The organism is Levilactobacillus parabrevis (assembly GCF_044051715.1).
Taxonomy (GTDB): Bacteria; Bacillota; Bacilli; order Lactobacillales; family Lactobacillaceae; genus Levilactobacillus; species Levilactobacillus parabrevis.
In genome coordinates this window covers 1,709,183-1,730,333 of sequence record NZ_CP168688.1, presented here as the reverse complement: position 1 = coordinate 1,730,333, position 21,151 = coordinate 1,709,183, and the positions used below count along the sequence as shown (strand labels likewise).

Sequence of the window (21,151 nt, the reverse complement as noted above, 5' to 3'; positions counted from 1 at the left end):
AGATAACGGATATGTTGTGTCATGCAAATTTCACAAGGAGGCGAAGCGTACTGTCACAAGAACAGACTGAAGCGCTCTTCAAGGTCATGGATGAATCAACCACGATCCTGCAAGAAGCACTAAGCACATCTTATTTGGATGCGTTCGTTGAGACAGGGGATAACCTGCTCAATGGCCAAGTTCAGGTAGAAGACGGTCAGCCAGATACAGAGACTGCAGCGAAGTTAACCAAGTTGTATGTCCAGGTCGACTGGCAAAGTGACGATGCCGAAACGGTTCGCCGGGCGGTTCAATTAGCCATGCTCAAAGCGATTCGGGTAGATGAGATTCAAGCTAACCATCAGCTGACGCCGGACACGATTGCCTACATCATGGGTTACCTCGTGACTCGGTTGGAGAAGGACAAGCCAGAGTTGACGGTCACTGACCTGACGGTTGGGACGGCCAACCTGTTAACGGCGGTACTTTCACAACTCAAGGCTGTCGTTAAGGGTGACATTAAGGCGTATGGCGTGGACAATGATGATACCATGTTGGCTATTGCCCAGACGTCGAGTGACCTACAACGATTACCAATCGAGCTGATTCATCAGGATGCGCTCGAACAGTTGCTGGTGCCAGCAAGTGACCTGATTGTTGCCGACTTACCGATTGGGTATTACCCAATTGATGAGAACGCGGCGAACTATCAGACCCATGCGGCCACTGGCCATTCGTTCGTGCATCACCTGATGTTGGAGCAAGCGTTGAATCAATTAAAGCCGGGTGGTGTCGGCGTGTTCCTGGTACCTTCACAACTTTTCCAAACGGAAGAAGCGAAGGGCCTATTAAAGTGGTTAGCGGGAAACGCCTATCTGCAAGGGTTATTGAACCTACCAAGTGAGCTCTTTATGAATGTTAACGCCCAGAAGGCTATTCTGATTTTACAGAAGCCGGGCGCTGGCGCGAAGCAGGTTGAACAAGTAATGTTGGGCGAGTTCCCATCATTTAAAGAACAATCAGCATTTCAAAAGTTTGTTGCGGAAATCGTCCAATGGGAAGAACAAAACCTGCTGACGGACCGCTCATAAAAGGAGAAAATTACCAAATGGGAAAATCATTAGCAATTAACGCCGGAAGTTCTACGTTAAAGTTCAAATTATTCCAAATGCCAGAAGAATCAGTGATCGCTGAAGGGGCCATTGACCGGATCGGTCTGGGTAACTCTTTGGTTGAAATCAAGTATGGTGATGGTGAAAAGTACAAGACGACCCAAGATGTTAACGATCACAAGGAAGCTATCCAATTAATGTTGGATCAACTGACTAAGTTGGAAATTATCACTGACTTCAACGAAATCACGGGGATTGGTCACCGGGTCGTTGCCGGTGGTGAAGAGTTCAAGGACTCCGCCGTTATTGATGACGATGTTTTACAAAAAATCAAGGACTTGGCTGAATATGCACCACTGCATAACCCAGCCGCTGCCATGGGGATCGAAGCATTCAAGAAGATCTTGCCTAACGTGTTGAGTGTGGCTGTCTTCGATACGTCCTTCCATACGTCCATGCCAGAAGTGAACTACATGTACTCTATTCCTTACGAATACTACGAAAAGTTCGGTGCTCGTAAGTACGGTGCCCACGGAACAAGTCACCGTTACGTGGCCAACCGTGCCGCTGCTATGCTGGGCAAGCCCCTCAAAGACCTGAAGTTGATCACGATGCACATTGGTGCCGGTGGGTCAATCACGGCTATCAAGGACGGCAAGTCATACGATACTTCCATGGGCTTCACGCCACTGGCTGGTATCGAAATGGCTACCCGTTCTGGGGATATCGATGCTTCGTTAGTCGCTTACCTGATGGAAAAGCTGAACATCGACAAGCCTAGCGACATGATCAACATCTTAAACAAGAAGTCTGGTCTGGTTGGGGTTTCCGGTGTTTCCGCTGATATGCGTGAACTAGAAGCCGTTCAAGACAAGAACCATCGTGCCAAGTTGGCTCGGGACATGTTCATCAACCGGATCGTGCGCTACGTGGGGGCTTACCTCGCTGAATTGGGTGGCGCAGACGCCATTGTCTTCACTGCCGGTGTGGGTGAAAATGATATCATGATCCGTCAAGAAGTTGCTGACAAGTTGACTTACTTCGGTATTGGTGTTGATCCAGAAAAGAACAACATTCGTGGGGTTGAACGTGACCTGAGTGTTGCCGGTTCTAAGATCAAGACGCTCTTGATTCCTACTGATGAAGAATTAATGATCGTTCGGGATATCGAACGTTTACGTAAATAAATTGATAAGACATCCTCTCGGAATTTCCGGGAGGATGTTTTCTTTCACCTAAAGTTGAACAATTATCACTTAAATTAATTTAAGTTGAATGAAATTCGTTTATACCAGTCGTTAGCGCTGTTTAGTTAGTCGAACTAACCAGCATTGGAACTGGCATTGGCCGGTCAGATGTGTATAATATATTTCAACAAAGGGGAGATTAAGATGAAAAAAAATCAAGCGAATACTAATCAGGAATTTTCCCGGGGACTTCAGAGTCGGCACGTCCAATTGATTGCTCTTGGGGGAACAATCGGGACGGGGCTGTTCTTAGGTGCCGGTCAATCCATTCATTTAGCTGGGCCCTCCATTATTCTGGCTTACCTCGCCACAGGAATCATGTGTTTCTTACTGATGCGTGCGCTGGGGGAATTGCTCCTGTCCGACCTGGAAGTTCACTCTTACATTGACTTTATCAAGCGGTACCTCGGTGACAACATGAGCTTCGTTGCCGGGTGGACCTACTGGATCTGTTGGATCACGATTGCCATGGCTGAAGTTACCGCCGCCGGGCAATACATGCAGTTCTGGTTCCCACATCTACCTTCGTGGGTAACGGCGTTGACGTTACTGGCTATCTTGTTAGCCTTGAACTCCGTCACGGTCAGTGCGTTTGGTGAAACGGAATTCTGGTTTGCTATTATTAAGATTGTCGCCATCGTGGCGTTGATTCTGGCGGGAGCCTACATGGTTGCGGTTCACTTCCCAACCCCCGTTGGCCATGCCAGCGTGACGAACTTAGCCAGCGGCGGATTCTTTGCCAACGGCGCCAAGGGTTTCTTCCTGTCCTTCCAGATGGTTCTGTTTAGTTTTGTGGGGATCGAAATGGTGGGGATGACCGCTTCCGAAACGGCCAATCCTAAGAAGGTTTTGCCAAAAGCCATTAACGAAATTCCACTGCGAATCATTCTGTTCTATCTCGGGTCACTATTAGCATTGATGGCCATCTACCCATGGCAATCCATCTCGCCAACTAGCAGTCCCTTCGTCCAAGTCTTCAAGAACGTTGGGATTCAGTCGGCCGCTGCTGTCATTAACTTCGTTGTGTTGACGGCCGCCGCCTCAGCTTGCAACAGCTCGCTGTTCACGACCGGGCGGATGCTCTTCTCCCTGACTTACGGTGGGGAAGGCCGCTTCTCCAAGCGAATGGGGACGTTATCCCGGGCACAGGTGCCAACGCATGCACTGCGATTCTCCACGCTGATCATTGCCGTTTCAGTCTTTCTGAACTTTATCATTCCGGGCCACGTTTTCGCCTTCGTGTCCAGTATCGCAACGACCTGCTTCCTCTTTATCTGGGGAGCCATCGTGGTCGCTCACATTAAGTACAAGAGGCAACAGACGCCACTGGAACGCAGCAACAGCAGCTTCAAGATGCCATTCTTCCCACTGAGTGACTACTTCATCCTGGCCTTTCTTGGGATGGTCGCCGTTGTCTTGCTGTTCCGGGTCGACACGTTAGTTGCTCTGATTGGCTCCATCCTCTGGTTGGTAGGCCTGAGCCTGGGCAAGCGATTTCGCGACCAACGCGTAGCCGCCAGCGCTATGGATTCTGATAAATAAACGGATAGGAAGCACCGCCAGAATGCTGGTTGGTGCTTCTTTTTTTCGTAGGGGATGAGACCAGCGAAAATGAGCGTGAAGTGCTACGATGAAAGTGGTGTTTGCGCGTTAAAACGCGGATAATAGAAATGTGAATGTAGCGACTGGTGGCTGGCTCGAGTAGTAGACCCCAGTCACGAAATAACGGAACAACCTAAATGAGGTGTGAACATGAAAACTGTTAAAATTGCGGGACAAACGGTACCTGCTATTGGAATTGGAACCTGGCACATGGGGGATGACCCAGCGCAACGGGCGACGGAGATCGCGGCTATTCGAGCCGGCATCACGGCTGGCGCACGAGTGATCGATACTGCCGAGATGTATGGCTCAGGCCGGGCTGAGAGCTTGGTTGGGGAAGCCCTACAGCCGCTGGACCGCAATCAGCTCTTTCTGATTTCCAAAGTCTTGCCAGAAAACGCGTCTAAGCGTCGCATGGAAGCGAGCCTGGATGCCAGCCTGCAGCGGCTGCGGACGGATTACGTTGACTTGTACCTCTATCACTGGCGGGGGAGTGTGCCGCTGGCTGAAACGGTAGCCGAGCTACAACGACTCCAACGGACCGGTAAGATCCGGTCGTGGGGCGTCTCCAATTTTGATATTGCCGATTTACAAGAACTTTGGGCGCTTCCTGGTGGTGATCAGGCTGTGGCCAATGAGGACTTATACCATTTGGGGAGCCGCGGGTTAGATTACGCGGTACTGCCGTGGCAAGCTGACCACAACCTGCCACTGATTGCTTATTCTCCGGTTGCGCAGGGCGATTCGTGGGGCCAACACCTGGCGACTAATGCTACAGTCAAACAAATTGCGGTGGCACATGATGTGACCGTCTACCAGGTGCTCTTAGCCTGGGCGATTCGCAATCCCCAGACGCTGGCGATTCCCCAGACCAGTTCGGTGGCGCACATGACGCAAAACATTGCGGCCGGTGAGTTGACCCTGACGCCGACTGAATTGGCTGCGCTGGATCAGCAGTTTCCGCGACCAACGAAGAAGGAAGCACTCGATATTATTTAAGACGAGGAGTTATGATATGCAATACTTTACTTCAGATACACACTTTTTCCATAAAGATTTACTAGGCATGAATGATTTCGCACCGCGGCCATTTGCTAACGTGGACGAAATGAATCAGACCATCATTGATAATTGGAATGCGCGCGTTGCCCCAACCGATACGGTTTATCACCTGGGAGACATTGCGTTATACTTCACCCGGCCAGCCATCAAATCCGATGAGGCTGTGGAGGATGTTCTGTCCCAACTGAATGGCCACTTGGAATTGATCAAGGGAAACCACGACAGTCGGGCACTATTCAAGTACCTGGCGGCCCACAATCCCGTCGATCACGGGCAAGAAAAATACACCTTCCATGATGTGGGGGCGCTGATCAAGTACGACCACCGGCAATACTATATGACGCACTACCCCATGATGCTGGGTATTGTGAAACAGATCATCAATCTTCACGGCCATATTCACCACTACGCGGTCCCTGTTAAGGAGAATATCAACGTCGGCGTAGACACGCCAGAAACGCGTTACCTCAAGGAACAAGTCCCATTCGGTACGCCATTCTCCACAAGTGAGATTGAAGAAATGGTTACGGGGAAGGCTAAGGAGTTTCAGGATAAGCAGTAAATGGGCACTGACTGTTATAAGGAATGCGTCATTCTTTAAGGTGGTTTTCTCTTACGTGGAGGAAAAATGTGTGGATTTTTCGGCGTTCGTTCTGTCAATTGAGACAATGCAGTTCGCGGCTAACTTTGGCTGGTTAAAACTAGCTTAGCCGAAGGAGGTCAGGGATGGCGCCGGCTGTGACGGCGGTGTTAGGCCGGGCGGTTGAGCTTACCCGGCCTTACAGCGCGGGACGTGTTTGAAGACGCACCTGACTTTGGTGCGGCTTCAAACCGAGCCGGAAGCCTGCCCTTTGGCTGTAGGCGGTCCCCATAGCGGCAGAATCCCTGACAGCCGCAGGCGACACTTTTTAATCAGCCTCAAGGTAGCATTGCGCTTGACCGGGGCCCCTTGATGCCGTAGGATTAAACACAGTGTTAAGAGGAGCTAAGAGAGCATGGAACAGATTACCATCCTGCATACGAATGACTTACATTCCCACTTTGAAAATTGGCCACGGATTCGGCGCTACCTGGCAGCGGCTAAGGCCAGTGCCCAGGCGGCCGGGCACACCGTGTATACCTTTGATCTTGGGGACAACCTGGATCGCGTCCATCCCGTGACGGAGGCCACCAACGGTCAAAAGAACGTGGAACTGATGAATCAGATCGGCTATGATGCCGTGACCATCGGGAACAACGAGGGCCTGAGCTACATGCGCCCGCAGTTGGACCACCTCTATGACTATGCCAATTTTCCAGTGGTGCTGGGTAATCTGCTAACGAAGGATACCCACGAGCAACCGAAATGGGCGATCGACCATCGGCTACTGACCACGGCCGCTGGCACGCGGGTCATGGTGCTGGGCTTAACGGCCCCGTACCAGTTGACCTATCCGCTGGCGGGGTGGTTGCCAATTCAGGTCGATGATGCCTTAACCCACCTGTTGACGACTTACGCTGACGATTTTGATGTCTGCGTGCTGCTGTCTCATTTGGGTGTGGACGTCGACCGGCAGATTGCTAAGCGCTATCCGCAAGTCAACGTGATTATTGGCAGTCACACACATCATTTATTTGTGAATGGGGAACAGGACCACCACAGTCTTTTGGCCGCGGCCGGTAAATTTGGCCGGTACGTGGGTAAGATCGAGCTGACGGTGGATGCCAAACATGTGGTTAAGGCCGCAACGGCTAGCGTGGTGGAAACGGCCACCTTGCCGGAAGATCCGGCTGATGCTGCGGAGATCCAGGGGCTTCATGATCTGGGAACGGATATCTTATCCGAGCAGCGGGTCGCGGACCTGCCTGTCACGATGGAATCCGATCTGACGGGCCAGCCGCGGCTTGTTCGTGAGGGGCTTCACGCCATTGCGGAGTACGCTGGGACCCAGGCAGCTATTTTAAATGCGGGCCTGTTTCTGGAGGACCTGCCGCGAGGTGTGGTCAACCAGAATCAGTTGCACCAGATCTTACCGCATAATATGCACGTCATGACGGTTACCCTGAATGGGTACGACCTCTGGCGGCTGATTCAAGAATTCGAGATGGCACGGTTATTTCTGCGGCACTTTCACCAGAAGGGGATGGGCTTTCGCGGTAAAATTTTCGGGGAGATCAACTACCTGGGAATTGCCTACGATCAACAGACCCATCAGGTGACGTGGCGCGGAGAACCCCTGTCACCCAACCGGCAGTATAAGATTGCCGTTTTGGATCACTATTTATTTATTCCATTCTTCCCAACAATCTCCATCGTGGGCAAGAACGAGATATTATATCAAGACCTGTTACGGGAAGTGTTTGCCAAGTATCTGAGCACGCACTACCCTTTAGATAAAGACTAGAGAGGATGACGACGGTGGATCGCAAAGATTTAGAGGCACTCGTTGCCGAACAACGAGAAAGCCGGGAGCCTGCGGCAGAGGTCGTACGCGAAGATGATACGCACCTGACGATCAACGGCCACCCCTATGAAGTCGTGGCAAACGTCAGAGACGGTTTTGACTTCGCTGAGTTTGCCCGCCGCTTCAGTACGATTTTAAGCAAATTTGACTATATTGTCGGCGACTGGGGCTTTGAACAGCTGCGGTTGAAGGGGTTCTACGCCGAGGACCGAGCCGGTGCCAAGCAGAATCAGATTGATGCTGTTCAGGATTATCTCTATGAATCCTGCAACTTCGGCTGTGCGTACTTCATTCTGCATAATTTAGACGTTAAAGCGGCACCGAAGCCACGGCGTAGTCGTTCGCGGCGGCGAAGTGGCAGTGGTAATAAGGCGGCCCAACAGAATCAGGGACAGAATCGATCACAGAACAAGCAGAACCAACCCCAGCATCAGTCTGCCGAAAAGGCTACGGCCAAGGCGACTAATGGTAATCGTAGTGGCAATGGTCACAATCGCAATACGACTAATCCGGTCAATAGTAAAACAACGACACATAACAATACGACTAGTAATAGCAGTCATACGGGCAACAGTAATGGCACGGCCCCTAATGGGAGTCATCGGCGGCGTTCACGGCATTCACGTCACCGGAACAATACGAATCATCCGTATACTGAAGAACGGCGCACCACGACGCAACCTAAGCCCGACGCTGGCAAGACAGTGACGGTCGCAACGGGTGGTCAGGGACGCCGGCATTTCACCATTCGGCAGAAAAAAGAGAATTAGGGAGAATTTGCAATGAAAAATTATCAAGCCTATCTAATCGACTTGGACGGTACCGTTTATGCGGGGAGCAAGCGCTATCCCAAGGCCAAAGCCTTCGTGGAACGTTTGCAGGCGGCCAAGGTGTCCTTTAAGTTTGTCACGAATAACACGACGAAATTGCCCGTGGACGTTGTGGCAAACTTAGCAGATAACCACGACATTCACGTCAGTACGGACAACGTCTATACGGCGGGCCTCGCAACCGCAGACTTCTTGGACGAACGGGCTGGTGAGACCGGTAAGCGGACCGTCTATGTGGTCGGCGAAATTGGATTGAACCAGGCACTCGCGGCTAAAGGATTCACGGTGGATGAGGAACATCCCGAGTACGTGGTCGTGGGGCTTGATAGTGATGTGACTTACGAAAAATTTGCCAAGGCTATTCTGGCGATTCGCAGTGGGTCAACGTTCATTGGGACGAACTCGGATTCCAATATTCCTAAGGCCCGGGGGCTGATGCCCGGAGCGGGTGCACTGGTCGATCTCGTGCGCTATGCCACGCAGACGGAACCCATCTTCGTGGGGAAGCCGGAGCCGATTATTCTGCAAAACTCACTGGAGTTAATGGGTATCGCGCCTGAAGATGCCTTGATGGTGGGCGATAACTACCAGACGGATATTCTCGCCGGAATTCACGCTGGGGTGGATACACTCCTGGTCTACACGGGAGTCTCCACGCCAGAACAGGTGGCGCAACAGGCGATTCAACCGACCTATACCATCCCGAACCTGGATCACTGGGACATCGAGGTGGGGCCAGTTGACTAAGTGGCAACGCGGCGTTGGGTTAACAGCGCTGATTTTATTGTTGCTGACGTTGAGTATCTTTTTGACGATCAACGCGGTCTGGCTGTATCGGTTGGACATTCATTGGCTTAAAATTTCTCAAACGGTCCAAATGACGCCGCAAAAGATTATGCATAACTATTATCAGATGCTGGGTTATCTGGAGTTGCCGTGGGTGACGGATCTCAAGATGAGTGACTTTCCCACGTCATTTACGGGGATGGTTCACTTTCATGATGTGAAGCAACTGTTCTTGGTGAATAACGTCGTGCTCCTGGTGAGTATTTATCCAGCCGTGTGGTATTTCCGACGGTTAAAACGCTACGGGGAGCGGTGGCGGTTGATTCGGCCTATGCAGGTAGCAACGGTCATTCCCATCGTGTTGGCGGCAGTGATGGCGGTGGACTTCAACGACTTCTTTATTGACTTCCACAAGATTCTCTTCCGCAACAATGACTGGCTGTTCGATCCGAGTCTGGACCCGATTATTACGGCGCTACCGGACACGTTCTTTCTCCACTGCTTTGTTATGGCGTTTGCCTTGTTCGAGGCGGGGCTGATTTGGCTGTATTGGCTGGGACGGCAGTCGTTCAAGCATGTTGGAGAATAAAACTTATAAAAAATAACAAAAAAAGTTGGAACCGACATCGCTGTCGACTCCAACTTTTTAAATGCAATTATTTCAATTTAATCGTCTTCGGGAATTCGCTGGGGATTGGGACGGGACGTGTGACGACCCTTGAGCCAACCCACAACGGCAGGAATCAAAGAAATAACGATGATTCCCAAAACGACTGCTGAGAAGTGTTCCTTGACGAAGGGGATGTTACCGAAGAAGTAACCTCCGCCACAGCAGATAAAGACCCAGGTCAGAGCGGCACTAACGTTGTACTTCAGGAACCGGCGGTAAGGAAATTGTGATCCCGCAGCGGTGAATGGTACGAACGTCCGGATGATCGGCATGAACCGACCCAGGAAGATGGCCAATGGACCATGCTTTCTAAAGAACTGTTCAGATTGTGCTAATTTATCCTTGTTGATCAGTTGACCAAACCACGAGTGGTTAGACAGTGCGGCTCCGGCACGACCGCCGAGGTAAAAGTTCAGCGAGTCCCCGCCAATCGCAGCGACTAGGAAAATAGCCACGAACAGCCAGATGTTCAAACCGTATGCCGGGTTAGCGGCCAGGGCAGCCGCTGCGAAGAGCAGTGAATCCCCCGGTAAGAAGGGCAGAATCACAGCACCAGTTTCCACAAAGACGATGGCAAACAAGATGAGGTAGGTTGAGCCACCAAAGGTATTGACGATGTTGACCAAGTGGTCGTCAATGTGGAGAACGAAATCAATTAAATAGGCCATTAAGGTGCTCCTTAGTTGTTATTTGATAATACTCACATTGTAGGAGTTTTTGACGCCAATGTCAGCAGGTCGGGTGAAGCTTAACAAAATTGTCATAATTATTTGAAGGGGGTGTCCTGTTCGCCAGCATCATCGTGGGCCAACCGAGCCGCCCCCGCTGCGGCGATTGCGCCGACTAGGTCGTCCAAGAAAGTATGAATGATTCCGGGTTCATGTGCGTTGAGTTTGGCGAGAATTCCTGGCTTCGTCCGGTCAATGTAGCCGTAATTGGTAAAACCGATGGAGCCGTAGAGGTCGACAATTGAGAGTGCCATGGTTTCGTCGACACCGTAGAGACCTTCGTCACGTTCAACGATCGTTTGAAGAGGTTCCATGAGCGTGTGGTGTTCGGCAGCGATATCGAGTTGAATTCCGGTAATCACAGCGTTTTGGACTTCACGTTTGTTTAAGACGGTTTGAACGCTATGTAAGGCCATCTCCGGGGAGAGATCTTTAATGTAGTCCTTTTGCAGGTAAATCACGAGGTCGGCGATATCTTTCAGATCAACGCCTCGTTCGTTAAGGAGATCAATTGTCCGTTGGCCGTAAGCTGTGGTTGGTTTAATCATTGTGTAACTTCCTTTCTTCTTACTATTAGGTATATCTAGTATAGCACCAGTGACATCAGTTGCATTTTTTCCGTTAGGCGGTGATAATAGATGACTAGGTAATGTTTGAAAAGATATGGAGGATAATTATGACAAAGTTTCCACAAATTGATTTGGCTAACGCCAGGGGTCCACAAGTAACGATTGAAACGTCCATGGGGACCATTCAGCTGCAACTCTTCCCCGAACAAGCACCAAAGACGGTTGAAAACTTTGTAACGCACGCCAAGGCTGGTTACTACGATGGGATGACCTTCCACCGTGTGATTCCAAACTTTATGATTCAAGGTGGGGATCCGACTGGTACGGGAATGGGTGGCGAAAGTATCTGGGGCCAACCATTCGAAGACGAGTTCTCACCAGAGTTGTATAACTTACGTGGGGCTTTATCCATGGCCAATGCGGGTCCTAATACGAATGGTAGTCAATTCTTTATTGTTCAGGATAAAGATATGACGCCACAAATTCAGGGTCAGATGAAGGATGCTGGCTTCCCTGAAGAGATCGTTAAAGCTTACGAAAAAGGTGGGACACCATGGCTGGACTTCCGGCACACGGTGTTCGGCCAAGTGATTACGGGGATGGATGTGGTTGACGCGATTGCTGCAGTCAAGACTGATGCTAGCGATCAACCTGCAACCCCAGTTACGATGGACAAGGTTACGGTCAGCGAAGACTAACTGACTGGTCGCAAAGATAGGAGGCGTGGCGATGACGTTTAAAATTGGTCAGAGGGTAACGGGACGGATTACAGGGATCCAACCGTATGGCGCCTTCGTTAGTCTCGGCGGTCACCGTCAAGGCTTGATTCACATCTCGGAGTGTCATTGTGGTTACGTCAAAGACATTCACGATTATTTGAAGGTTAATCAGGAAGTGAACGTGGTCGTTCTTGATATTGATGAGTTCACAGGTAAGATTAGTCTATCGTTGCGGTGCCTTGAGCACGTCGACTTTGGGCCGGAACCGGATGAACATCAGCATCGGCACTATTGGACGAACCACCGGATCAACATTGGATTTAAGCCAATTGACGACCGTTTAGCGGGCTGGAAAGCCGAAGCGTTGCGGCATTTGGATCAAGAGAAAGCATCCTCATAAGGAGGGTGCTTTTATTTTTTGAAAAAATGCTTGACCAATCGTTGGATGATTGATAAGATATTACCTGTTGCTGTTTGAGACAGCCAATGCATAAATAACAAATTATTGAATAGTCATACAAATTTGAAATTAATGCTTGACGAGTTAAACAGCAACTGATAGAATGATTTATGTTGTCAAGGCGTGCTTTATCCGTCATTCATTACTTCTTGGATGTTGAATAAATATTCAGAAAGTTGAAAAAAGATGTTGACACGAATTTCACAACATGATATACTTTAAAAGTTGTCACGGAGCGATTGCTTCTCTGATAACTTGGTAGACCTTTGAAAACTGAACATTGTTTCGACAAACCAAATATGTGTAGGGCGGTTTGATACTAGGTATCAAACCCAAACAATATTTGCGAAGTCAATTCGCTTTTATGAAAATAAAGTAACAACAATCGATGAGCTATTCAAGCATCATCTTTAAGATGAGAGTTTGATCCTGGCTCAGGACGAACGCTGGCGGCATGCCTAATACATGCAAGTCGAACGAGCTTCCGTTGAATGACGTGCTTGCGCTGATTTCAACAATGAAGCGAGTGGCGAACTGGTGAGTAACACGTGGGTAACTTGCCCAGAAGCAGGGGATAACACTTGGAAACAGGTGCTAATACCGTATAACAACAGAAACCGCATGGTTTCTGTTTGAAAGGTGGTTTCGGCTATCACTTCTGGATGGACCCGCGGCGTATTAGTTAGTTGGTGAGGTAAAGGCCCACCAAGACAATGATACGTAGCCGACCTGAGAGGGTAATCGGCCACATTGGGACTGAGACACGGCCCAAACTCCTACGGGAGGCAGCAGTAGGGAATCTTCCACAATGGACGAAAGTCTGATGGAGCAATGCCGCGTGAGTGAAGAAGGGTTTCGGCTCGTAAAACTCTGTTGTTAAAGAAGAACACTCTTGAGAGTAACTGTTCAGGAGTTGACGGTATTTAACCAGAAAGCCACGGCTAACTACGTGCCAGCAGCCGCGGTAATACGTAGGTGGCAAGCGTTGTCCGGATTTATTGGGCGTAAAGCGAGCGCAGGCGGTTTCTTAAGTCTGATGTGAAAGCCTTCGGCTTAACCGGAGAAGTGCATCGGAAACTGGGAGACTTGAGTGCAGAAGAGGACAGTGGAACTCCATGTGTAGCGGTGGAATGCGTAGATATATGGAAGAACACCAGTGGCGAAGGCGGCTGTCTAGTCTGTAACTGACGCTGAGGCTCGAAAGCATGGGTAGCAAACAGGATTAGATACCCTGGTAGTCCATGCCGTAAACGATGAGTGCTAGGTGTTGGAGGGTTTCCGCCCTTCAGTGCCGCAGCTAACGCATTAAGCACTCCGCCTGGGGAGTACGACCGCAAGGTTGAAACTCAAAGGAATTGACGGGGGCCCGCACAAGCGGTGGAGCATGTGGTTTAATTCGAAGCTACGCGAAGAACCTTACCAGGTCTTGACATACTATGCAAATCCTAGAGATAGGACGTTCCCTTCGGGGACATGGATACAGGTGGTGCATGGTTGTCGTCAGCTCGTGTCGTGAGATGTTGGGTTAAGTCCCGCAACGAGCGCAACCCTTATTATCAGTTGCCAGCATTAAGTTGGGCACTCTGGTGAGACTGCCGGTGACAAACCGGAGGAAGGTGGGGATGACGTCAAATCATCATGCCCCTTATGACCTGGGCTACACACGTGCTACAATGGACGGTACAACGAGTCGCGAAGTCGTGAGGCTAAGCTAATCTCTTAAAGCCGTTCTCAGTTCGGATTGTAGGCTGCAACTCGCCTACATGAAGTTGGAATCGCTAGTAATCGCGGATCAGCATGCCGCGGTGAATACGTTCCCGGGCCTTGTACACACCGCCCGTCACACCATGAGAGTTTGTAACACCCAAAGCCGGTGAGATAACCTTCGGGAGTCAGCCGTCTAAGGTGGGACAGATGATTAGGGTGAAGTCGTAACAAGGTAGCCGTAGGAGAACCTGCGGCTGGATCACCTCCTTTCTAAGGAATATACGGAGGCTACACATACTTTGTCGAAACAATGGTCAGTTTTGAGGGGTCTACCCTCAAACTTGTTCTTTGAAAACTAGATATTATCAATTATTTTCCTTTAATTATTAAGATAATTAAAACCGAGAAACAACTGCGTATTTTTGAGTTTTTTAATTAGTTTATATCGCTAATACTCAATTAATCAGCGATTACGAAGTAATCGTTAGGTTAAGTTATGAAGGGCGCATGGTGGATGCCTTGGTACTAGGAGCCGATGAAGGACGGGACTAACACCGATATGCTTCGGGGAGCTGTACGTAAGCTTTGATCCGGAGATTTCCGAATGGGGAAACCCAATTACTTTAATCAGTAATTACAACTCAGGGAATACATACTTGAGTTGAGGCAGACGCGGGGAACTGAAACATCTAAGTACCCGCAGGAATAGAAAGAAAAATCGATTCCCTAAGTAGCGGCGAGCGAACGGGGAATAGCCCAAACCAAAGAGCTTGCTCTTTGGGGTTGTAGGACTGAACATTTGAGTTACCAAAGTCAATGATAATCGAAGAGTCTGGGAAGACTCGGCATAGAGGGTGATACCCCCGTAGATGAAATTGTTGACCCTCAGTTCAGTATCCTGAGTACGGCCACACACGTGAAACGTGGTCGGAATCCGGGAGGACCATCTCCCAAGGCTAAATACTCCCTAGTGACCGATAGTGAACCAGTACCGTGAGGGAAAGGTGAAAAGCACCGCGGAAGCGGAGTGAAATAGTTCCTGAAACCATGTGCCTACAATTAGTTAGAGCCCGTTAATGGGTGATAGCGTGCCTTTTGTAGAATGAACCGGCGAGTTACGTTAATTTGCAAGGTTAAGGTGTAAAGACCGGAGCCGTAGCGAAAGCGAGTCTGAAACGGGCGTTTCAGTAAGTTGATGTAGACCCGAAACCAGGTGACCTATCCATGTCCAGGTTGAAGGTGCGGTAAAACGCACTGGAGGACCGAACCCGTGTATGTTGAAAAATGCTGGGATGAGGTGTGGATAGCGGTGAAATTCCAAACGAACTTGGAGATAGCTGGTTCTCTCCGAAATAGCTTTAGGGTTAGCCTCGGAGTTAAGAATCGTGGAGGTAGAGCCACTGTTTGGACTAGGGGCCCGTCATGGGTTACTGAATTCAGATAAACTCCGAATGCCACTGATTTATATCCGGGAGTCAGACGATGAGTGATAAGATCCACCGTCGAAAGGGGAACAGCCCAGACCATCAATTAAGGTCCCTAAATACATGCTGAGTGGAAAAGGATGTGGAGTTGCACAGACAGCTAGGATGTTGGCTCAGAAGCAGCCACCATTTAAAGAGTGCGTAATAGCTCACTAGCCGAGTGATCCCGCGCCGAAAATTTACCGGGGCTAAGCATGTTACCGAAATTATGGATGCGACCAATAGGTCGCGTGATAGGAGAGCGTTCTAAGGGCAACGAAGCTAGACCGCAAGGACTAGTGGAGCGCTTAGAAGTGAGAATGCCGGTATGAGTAGCGAAAGATCAGTGAGAATCTGATCCACCGAATGACTAAGGTTTCCTGGGGAAGGCTCGTCCTCCCAGGGTTAGTCGGGACCTAAGCCGAGGCTGAGAAGCGTAGGCGATGGATAACAGGTTGATATTCCTGTACTAGTTAATCATGTTTGAACGATGGAGGGACGCAGTAGGCTATGGTGTGCACACGATTGGAAATGTGTGTTCAAGCGTCAAGTCTGGTGATGAGTTAAATGCTTATCGCTAAGGACAAGGCGTGACGAGGACCGAATTTTAGTAGGGAAGCGCCAGATGTCACACTGCCGAGAAAAGCTTCTAGTTAGTGATTAATTACCCGTACCGCAAACCGACACAGGTAGTCGAGGAGAGTATCCTAAGGTGAGCGAGTGAACTCTCGTTAAGGAACTCGGCAAAATGACCCCGTAACTTCGGGAGAAGGGGTGCTACACGCAAGTGTAGCCGCAGTGAAAAGGCCCAGGCGACTGTTTATCAAAAACACAGGTTTCTGCAAAATCGCAAGATGACGTATAGGGGCTGACGCCTGCCCGGTGCTGGAAGGTTAAGTGGATGAGTTAGCTTCGGCGAAGCCCAGAAATGAAGCCCCAGTAAACGGCGGCCGTAACTATAACGGTCCTAAGGTAGCGAAATTCCTTGTCGGGTAAGTTCCGACCCGCACGAAAGGCGTAACGATCTGGGCACTGTCTCAACGAGAGACTCGGTGAAATTATATTACCTGTGAAGATGCAGGTTACCCGCGACAGGACGGAAAGACCCCATGGAGCTTTACTGTAGCTTGATATTGGGTGTTGACACAGCTTGTACAGGATAGGTCGGAGCCGTAGAACTCGGAACGCTAGTTTCGAGTGAGGCGCTGGTGGGATACGACCCTCGCTGTGTGAACACTCTAACCCGCACCACTAATCGTGGTGGGAGACAGTGTCAGGTAGGCAGTTTGACTGGGGCGGTCGCCTCCTAAAAAGTAACGGAGGCGCCCAAAGGTTCTCTCAGAATGGTTGGAAATCATTCGTCGAGTGTAAAGGCAGAAGAGAGCTTGACTGCGAGACAGACAGGTCGAGCAGGGACGAAAGTCGGGCTTAGTGATCCGGTGGTACCGTATGGAAGGGCCATCGCTCAACGGATAAAAGCTACCCTGGGGATAACAGGCTTATCTCCCCCAAGAGTCCACATCGACGGGGAGGTTTGGCACCTCGATGTCGGCTCATCGCATCCTGGGGCTGTAGTCGGTCCCAAGGGTTGGGCTGTTCGCCCATTAAAGCGGTACGCGAGCTGGGTTCAGAACGTCGTGAGACAGTTCGGTCCCTATCCGTCGCGGGCGTAGGAAATTTGAGAGGAGCTGTCCTTAGTACGAGAGGACCGGGATGGACATACCGCTGGTGTACCAGTTGTGCCGCCAGGCGCATCGCTGGGTAGCTATGTATGGATGAGATAAACGCTGAAAGCATCTAAGTGTGAAACTCGCCTCGAGATGAGATTTCCCATTCCTATATGGAAGTAAGACCCCTGAAAGATGATCAGGTAGATAGGCTGGAAGTAGCAGCGCCGTGAGGCGTGGAGCGGACCAGTACTAATCGGTCGAGGACTTAACCAAGTTGAAAACGTGGTTGTTTCCGAATGGAAGATAATTGAATAATATCTAGTTTTGAGGGAAGAAGTTCTCTTATAGTGTGGTGGCGATAGCCTAAAGGATACACCTGTTCCCATGCCGAACACAGAAGTTAAGCTTTAGCACGCCGATAGTAGTTGGGGGATCGCCCCCTGCGAGGATAGGACGTTGCCACGCGATTTTTGGAGGATTAGCTCAGTTGGGAGAGCGTCTGCCTTACAAGCAGAGGGTCACAGGTTCGAGCCCTGTATCCTCCATATGAGCCGTTAGCTCAGTTGGTAGAGCATCTGACTTTTAATCAGAGGGTTGACAGTTCGAGCCTGTCACGGCTCATTCGTCTTCGGACGATGAGTAATTTGATACACATGATACTGACTATGCCGACTTAGCTCAGTTGGTAGAGCACCTGTCTTGTAAACAGGGGGTCGGAAGTTCGAATCTTCTAGTCGGCATTTAATTTTGCGGAAGTAGTTCAGTGGTAGAACATCACCTTGCCATGGTGGGGGTCGCGAGTTCGAATCTCGTCTTCCGCTTAGTACCGAAAGGTATTAAGCATCATCAGTAAGTAACGTTTTTTGCACCCATAGCGCAACTGGATAGAGTGTCTGACTACGAATCAGAAGGTTGTAGGTTCGACTCCTACTGGGTGCATTTTAACGGGAAGTAGCTCAGCTTGGTAGAGCACCTGGTTTGGGACCAGGGGGTCGCAGGTTCGAATCCTGTCTTCCCGATTAAATAAGAATATTTTATTTAACATTTCGCGGTGTAGCTCAGCTGGCTAGAGCGTTCGGTTCATACCCGAGAGGTCGAGGGTTCGATCCCCCCCGCCGCGATTTGGACTTGGACTGGACCTTTAGCTCAGTTGGTTAGAGCAAACGGCTCATAACCGTTCGGTCGTAGGTTCGAGTCCTACAAGGTCCATTACCAGAAGGACTATTGTATTGTTTTATGGAGGATTACCCAAGTCTGGCTGAAGGGAACGGTCTTGAAAACCGTCAGGTGAGTAAAATCACGCGAGAGTTCGAATCTCTCATCCTCCTTTGTTACTTTAATATTATCGCGGGATGGAGCAGTCTGGTAGCTCGTCGGGCTCATAACCCGAAGGTCGCAGGTTCAAACCCTGCTCCCGCAATTGGTCTGTTGGTCTAGTTGGTTAGGACGCCTCCCTGTCACGGAGGAGATCACGAGTTCGAGTCTCGTACAGACCGTTGTTATGCTCGTCAGCAGAGGATAGCAACCATAATTATCTAAATGGCAAATGGCTCGGTAGCTCAGTCGGTAGAGCAATGGATTGAAGCTCCATGTGTCGGCGGTTCGATTCCGTCCCGCGCCATTAAATATATCTCATTATATTGCGGGTATAGTTTAGTGGTAAAACCACAGCCTTCCAAGCTGTTGTCGCGAGTTCGATTCTCGTTACCCGCTTTATATGGGCCTATAGCTCAGCTGGTTTAGAGCGCACGCCTGATAAGCGTGAGGTCGATGGTTCGAGTCCATTTAGGCCCATTATGGAGAAGTACTCAAGTGGCTGAAGAGGTGCCCCTGCTAAGGGTATAGGTCGCGGAAGCGGCGCGAGAGTTCGAATCTCTCCTTCTCCGTTTAGTTATGACCCGTTGGTCAAGTGGTTTAAGACACCGCCCTTTCACGGCGGTAACATGGGTTCGAATCCCGTACGGGTCATTGTTACAAAATTTAATATTATCGCGGGATGGAGCAGTCTGGTAGCTCGTCGGGCTCATAACCCGAAGGTCGCAGGTTCAAACCCTGCTCCCGCAATATTTGGTCCGTTGGTCTAGTTGGTTAGGACGCCTCCCTGTCACGGAGGAGATCACGAGTTCGAGTCTCGTACGGACCGTGAACAAAGTCTTCCTTGTTGGGGAAGGCTTTTTTGCTACTTAAATAGAGCCATGAAGAAGGTGTCGTCATCCGTTGGGGGTGGCGACACCTTTTGCGATACTAAGCTGTGGATGCGTGGAGGTAGTGGCGTAGACGTGAATCATGAGCATAGAGGTAGAGCCCTTTAACGCCACGTTTCATCAGGACGTTGATGGAGTTTAAGATCAGCTGTTGCTTAATTCGAGTGATTTCGGTTGGATCGGTTAGGTCGTCACGTTTCTTAAAGGCTTCGACATCAGTGTAACGATCGAGGTTAATCTGTAAACGGTCGTCCGTGTCTAGACTCACTGGGGGACCAAGAATGATTCCCACGTAGTTCAAGTCAAAGCCCTGACAGGTGTAAATGGAGCCAACTTCATTGATCGTTTGAGGCAATTCGGCCCAAGGGGTACTCGTATAGTTATATTGATCCCACGGTAAGCTGAACTTGCCCTCCGTGACGTAGTGCTTACCACCGTCCAGTGTCGAGGGGTAGCCTGAAGTGGCGACGATGCGCGAAAGACCAACCTCATTATTTCGTTGAACCACAGCCTGACGCATCTGCTCGGCGTCATCGAAGACACGTAGGTCATAGCCCGTCCCAACGTCTGTGGGTAACGGCCCAATACGTCGATGCGTGAAGTCGTTGATCCAGCGGACCAGGTCATCACTGGCCTGCATTCGAAATTGGTGGGTCAGGCGATACGTCGCGTGTGGGAAGGGGGCAACGAGTTGCGCTAAGCGTTGTTCCGTCCAAAAGCTCTTCATTCGTAACACCTGAGTCTCATCGAAGACGACAATGATCACCTTCGCTGTCGCTAGGAGTGAGCTGAGTTGATTGTTCCCATAGAAATTATTATAGTGATCGGCCTGTGATAGAAGCAGGTGGGCTTCGTCAATGACTAACACGTCAGGTTGTACCTGACCCTTGGCTATCTGATTGATCAGGGAGGTTGGCCGTTGGAAGTCCTTCTTTAGTAAGTGTGGGTGATTGCCCGCAATCTCACGGTATACTTTGAGAATTTCTGGGTGGTTGACCAGAAAGTAGTTCTTGGTGCCAGCGAGAGGAGAGGTTGTCTGTGTGCGCGCCGCAACTTGAAGCCGATTGAAGAGGTGAGACAGCACGACACTCTTGCCGGTTCCGGCATCTCCGTAAATGGTGAAAACGGCTGGTCCTGCCGTATTCAGGTGACTGGTCGTGAAGGTCAGAATCTGTTGAACAAGTTGCCCTTGCTCCGGTGTGAGTGGGAGGTCGGGTGAAATTTTAGCTGTTGCTGCATTGGTTGGCTGATTACGCAAACCATCGCCTACTTTCTAAAAAGGATGAATACGCCTATTGTAACGCGAAGTTTGGCCAAATGAAAAGCCCTCCATCAACTGAAGGGCTTACGTTAAGCGTGATGTGAATCGTGTTTTTCTGGTGGTGCCATCTGGTAGGTGGCGGCGTGAAAGTTATTCAACGTCGTCGCGTACTTGGTGAATGGCGAGAATTTTGCGGATCGCCGCCAGATCATGAAGGCATCGCTGCTATCCCAGATGGTCAGCAGGACGTATTCACCGCTATTTTTAAATTTTGACAGGACCAGCATGGCTGTCATCCCATTAGGCAGAGGTTCGGCAGCGAGTTTGTTGACCTCGCCTTCGAAAACCTTGCCACTTTCAACATCCAGGGTGAAGTAGTTGAAACTGAAGAAGCCGTGCCAATTTGGCTGACCGTGTTCGCTCTTGACCTCGTAGTCCAGATGGCTGGTGAAGACACTCGACTGGTCCGAAATATCCAGTAATTGTAGATCTTTGGCCCCACCGGTAGCTGCTAACAGAACAAACTGGCGGTCCGGGTTGCGTTTCACAATTCTATCCAGCAGATCTCTACTCCCAAACGTTAAAGATAATTGATGAAGCATGCTCATCCCTCCTGACTTGGTTTCACTTCTATTATA

15 protein-coding genes, 18 tRNA genes and 3 rRNA genes are annotated in these 21,151 nt (G+C 50.0%); 32 read left to right on the top strand and 4 right to left on the bottom strand.

Annotation, left to right across the window (positions count from 1 at the left end):
• Positions 1-11: 11 nt before the first annotated feature.
• The 9 genes from ACEPSU_RS08230 to ACEPSU_RS08190 all read left to right on the top strand — a co-directional run bounded on the left by ACEPSU_RS08230 (position 12) and on the right by ACEPSU_RS08190 (position 9,651).
• Complete coding sequence (locus ACEPSU_RS08230) at positions 12-1,070, top strand: class I SAM-dependent methyltransferase (RefSeq protein WP_395321045.1); 1,059 nt, start codon at positions 12-14, stop codon at positions 1,068-1,070.
• A 17-nt stretch (positions 1,071-1,087) separates the two neighbouring features.
• The gene (locus tag ACEPSU_RS08225; protein ID WP_125701944.1) at positions 1,088-2,278 is read left to right on the top strand and encodes an acetate/propionate family kinase; all 1,191 of its coding nucleotides are present in this window, start codon (positions 1,088-1,090) and stop codon (positions 2,276-2,278) included.
• A 204-nt stretch (positions 2,279-2,482) separates the two neighbouring features.
• Positions 2,483-3,880 (top strand): amino acid permease, encoded by a 1,398-nt coding sequence (locus ACEPSU_RS08220; RefSeq protein ID WP_395321044.1) that lies wholly within the window; start codon positions 2,483-2,485, stop codon positions 3,878-3,880.
• 210 nt (positions 3,881-4,090) lie between these two features.
• Positions 4,091-4,939, top strand: a complete 849-nt coding sequence (locus ACEPSU_RS08215; RefSeq protein ID WP_395321043.1) for an aldo/keto reductase — start codon at positions 4,091-4,093, stop codon at positions 4,937-4,939.
• Between the two features lie 16 nt (positions 4,940-4,955).
• Positions 4,956-5,564 carry a metallophosphatase gene (locus ACEPSU_RS08210; protein WP_395321042.1) on the top strand — a complete coding sequence of 203 codons (609 nt, stop codon included), beginning with the start codon at positions 4,956-4,958 and terminating at the stop codon, positions 5,562-5,564.
• A 433-nt stretch (positions 5,565-5,997) separates the two neighbouring features.
• A complete protein-coding gene (locus ACEPSU_RS08205) occupies positions 5,998-7,386 on the top strand; it encodes a bifunctional metallophosphatase/5'-nucleotidase (protein WP_395323347.1) in 1,389 nt (462 codons plus the stop codon).
• Between the two features lie 5 nt (positions 7,387-7,391).
• Positions 7,392-8,216, top strand: a complete 825-nt coding sequence (locus ACEPSU_RS08200; protein ID WP_395321038.1) for a YutD family protein — start codon at positions 7,392-7,394, stop codon at positions 8,214-8,216.
• Between the two features lie 12 nt (positions 8,217-8,228).
• Positions 8,229-9,023 carry a TIGR01457 family HAD-type hydrolase gene (locus ACEPSU_RS08195; RefSeq protein ID WP_395321037.1) on the top strand — a complete coding sequence of 265 codons (795 nt, stop codon included), beginning with the start codon at positions 8,229-8,231 and terminating at the stop codon, positions 9,021-9,023.
• Positions 9,016-9,651, top strand: a complete 636-nt coding sequence (locus ACEPSU_RS08190) for a TIGR01906 family membrane protein (protein WP_395321036.1) — start codon at positions 9,016-9,018, stop codon at positions 9,649-9,651. The genes ACEPSU_RS08195 and ACEPSU_RS08190 overlap by 8 nt, the downstream gene beginning before the upstream one ends.
• A 77-nt stretch (positions 9,652-9,728) precedes the next feature.
• Here ACEPSU_RS08190 and ACEPSU_RS08185 read toward each other — a convergent pair whose 3' ends face one another.
• Together ACEPSU_RS08185 and ACEPSU_RS08180 are read right to left on the bottom strand one after the other, a co-directional pair.
• Positions 9,729-10,400 (bottom strand): VTT domain-containing protein, encoded by a 672-nt coding sequence (locus tag ACEPSU_RS08185; protein WP_395321034.1) that lies wholly within the window; start codon positions 10,398-10,400, stop codon positions 9,729-9,731.
• Between the two features lie 98 nt (positions 10,401-10,498).
• Positions 10,499-11,008: a phosphatidylglycerophosphatase A gene (locus tag ACEPSU_RS08180; protein ID WP_395321033.1), complete on the bottom strand. Its 510-nt coding sequence runs from the start codon at positions 11,006-11,008 to the stop codon at positions 10,499-10,501.
• A gap of 128 nt (positions 11,009-11,136) precedes the next feature.
• Here ACEPSU_RS08180 and ACEPSU_RS08175 point away from each other — a divergent pair, with 128 nt between their 5' ends.
• From ACEPSU_RS08175 to ACEPSU_RS08065, 23 genes are all read left to right on the top strand, one after another.
• Positions 11,137-11,727, top strand: coding sequence for a peptidylprolyl isomerase (locus ACEPSU_RS08175; RefSeq protein ID WP_020088290.1), 591 nt, complete (start codon positions 11,137-11,139; stop codon positions 11,725-11,727).
• 31 nt (positions 11,728-11,758) lie between these two features.
• Complete coding sequence (locus ACEPSU_RS08170) at positions 11,759-12,148, top strand: CvfD/Ygs/GSP13 family RNA-binding post-transcriptional regulator (protein WP_020088289.1); 390 nt, start codon at positions 11,759-11,761, stop codon at positions 12,146-12,148.
• 471 nt (positions 12,149-12,619) lie between these two features.
• Positions 12,620-14,185: ribosomal RNA gene (locus tag ACEPSU_RS08165) — 16S ribosomal RNA — on the top strand.
• A gap of 217 nt (positions 14,186-14,402) precedes the next feature.
• A 23S ribosomal RNA gene (locus tag ACEPSU_RS08160) occupies positions 14,403-17,321 on the top strand.
• A gap of 75 nt (positions 17,322-17,396) precedes the next feature.
• A 5S ribosomal RNA gene (gene rrf, locus ACEPSU_RS08155) occupies positions 17,397-17,513 on the top strand.
• Together the 16S, 23S and 5S rRNA genes with 18 tRNA genes alongside form the textbook arrangement of a ribosomal RNA operon.
• 7 nt (positions 17,514-17,520) lie before the next feature.
• Positions 17,521-17,593: transfer RNA gene (locus ACEPSU_RS08150), tRNA-Val, on the top strand.
• A gap of 3 nt (positions 17,594-17,596) precedes the next feature.
• Positions 17,597-17,669 (top strand) — tRNA-Lys (locus ACEPSU_RS08145).
• 46 nt (positions 17,670-17,715) lie between these two features.
• Positions 17,716-17,788: transfer RNA gene (locus ACEPSU_RS08140), tRNA-Thr, on the top strand.
• 9 nt (positions 17,789-17,797) lie between these two features.
• Positions 17,798-17,869 (top strand) — tRNA-Gly (locus ACEPSU_RS08135).
• Between the two features lie 44 nt (positions 17,870-17,913).
• Positions 17,914-17,987, top strand: a tRNA-Arg gene (locus ACEPSU_RS08130).
• 6 nt (positions 17,988-17,993) lie between these two features.
• A tRNA-Pro gene (locus tag ACEPSU_RS08125) sits at positions 17,994-18,067 on the top strand.
• A gap of 28 nt (positions 18,068-18,095) precedes the next feature.
• Positions 18,096-18,169, top strand: a tRNA-Met gene (locus ACEPSU_RS08120).
• Positions 18,170-18,183: 14 nt separating this feature from the next.
• Positions 18,184-18,257 (top strand) — tRNA-Ile (locus ACEPSU_RS08115).
• Between the two features lie 29 nt (positions 18,258-18,286).
• Positions 18,287-18,376, top strand: a tRNA-Ser gene (locus ACEPSU_RS08110).
• An 18-nt stretch (positions 18,377-18,394) separates the two neighbouring features.
• Positions 18,395-18,468, top strand: a tRNA-Met gene (locus ACEPSU_RS08105).
• 2 nt (positions 18,469-18,470) lie between these two features.
• Positions 18,471-18,544, top strand: a tRNA-Asp gene (locus tag ACEPSU_RS08100).
• A gap of 52 nt (positions 18,545-18,596) precedes the next feature.
• A tRNA-Phe gene (locus tag ACEPSU_RS08095) sits at positions 18,597-18,669 on the top strand.
• Positions 18,670-18,690: 21 nt separating this feature from the next.
• Positions 18,691-18,761 (top strand) — tRNA-Gly (locus ACEPSU_RS08090).
• A gap of 6 nt (positions 18,762-18,767) precedes the next feature.
• Positions 18,768-18,842: transfer RNA gene (locus tag ACEPSU_RS08085), tRNA-Ile, on the top strand.
• A gap of 4 nt (positions 18,843-18,846) precedes the next feature.
• Positions 18,847-18,934: transfer RNA gene (locus ACEPSU_RS08080), tRNA-Ser, on the top strand.
• A gap of 9 nt (positions 18,935-18,943) precedes the next feature.
• Positions 18,944-19,016, top strand: a tRNA-Glu gene (locus tag ACEPSU_RS08075).
• A gap of 22 nt (positions 19,017-19,038) precedes the next feature.
• Positions 19,039-19,112 (top strand) — tRNA-Met (locus ACEPSU_RS08070).
• 5 nt (positions 19,113-19,117) lie between these two features.
• A tRNA-Asp gene (locus ACEPSU_RS08065) sits at positions 19,118-19,191 on the top strand.
• A gap of 101 nt (positions 19,192-19,292) precedes the next feature.
• Here ACEPSU_RS08065 and ACEPSU_RS08060 read toward each other — a convergent pair.
• Together ACEPSU_RS08060 and ACEPSU_RS08055 are read right to left on the bottom strand one after the other, a co-directional pair.
• Positions 19,293-20,510, bottom strand: coding sequence for a DUF2075 domain-containing protein (locus tag ACEPSU_RS08060; RefSeq protein WP_395321030.1), 1,218 nt, complete (start codon positions 20,508-20,510; stop codon positions 19,293-19,295).
• A gap of 92 nt (positions 20,511-20,602) precedes the next feature.
• Positions 20,603-21,115 carry a monooxygenase gene (locus ACEPSU_RS08055; RefSeq protein ID WP_395321028.1) on the bottom strand — a complete coding sequence of 171 codons (513 nt, stop codon included), beginning with the start codon at positions 21,113-21,115 and terminating at the stop codon, positions 20,603-20,605.
• Between the last annotated feature and the right edge of the window lie 36 nt (positions 21,116-21,151).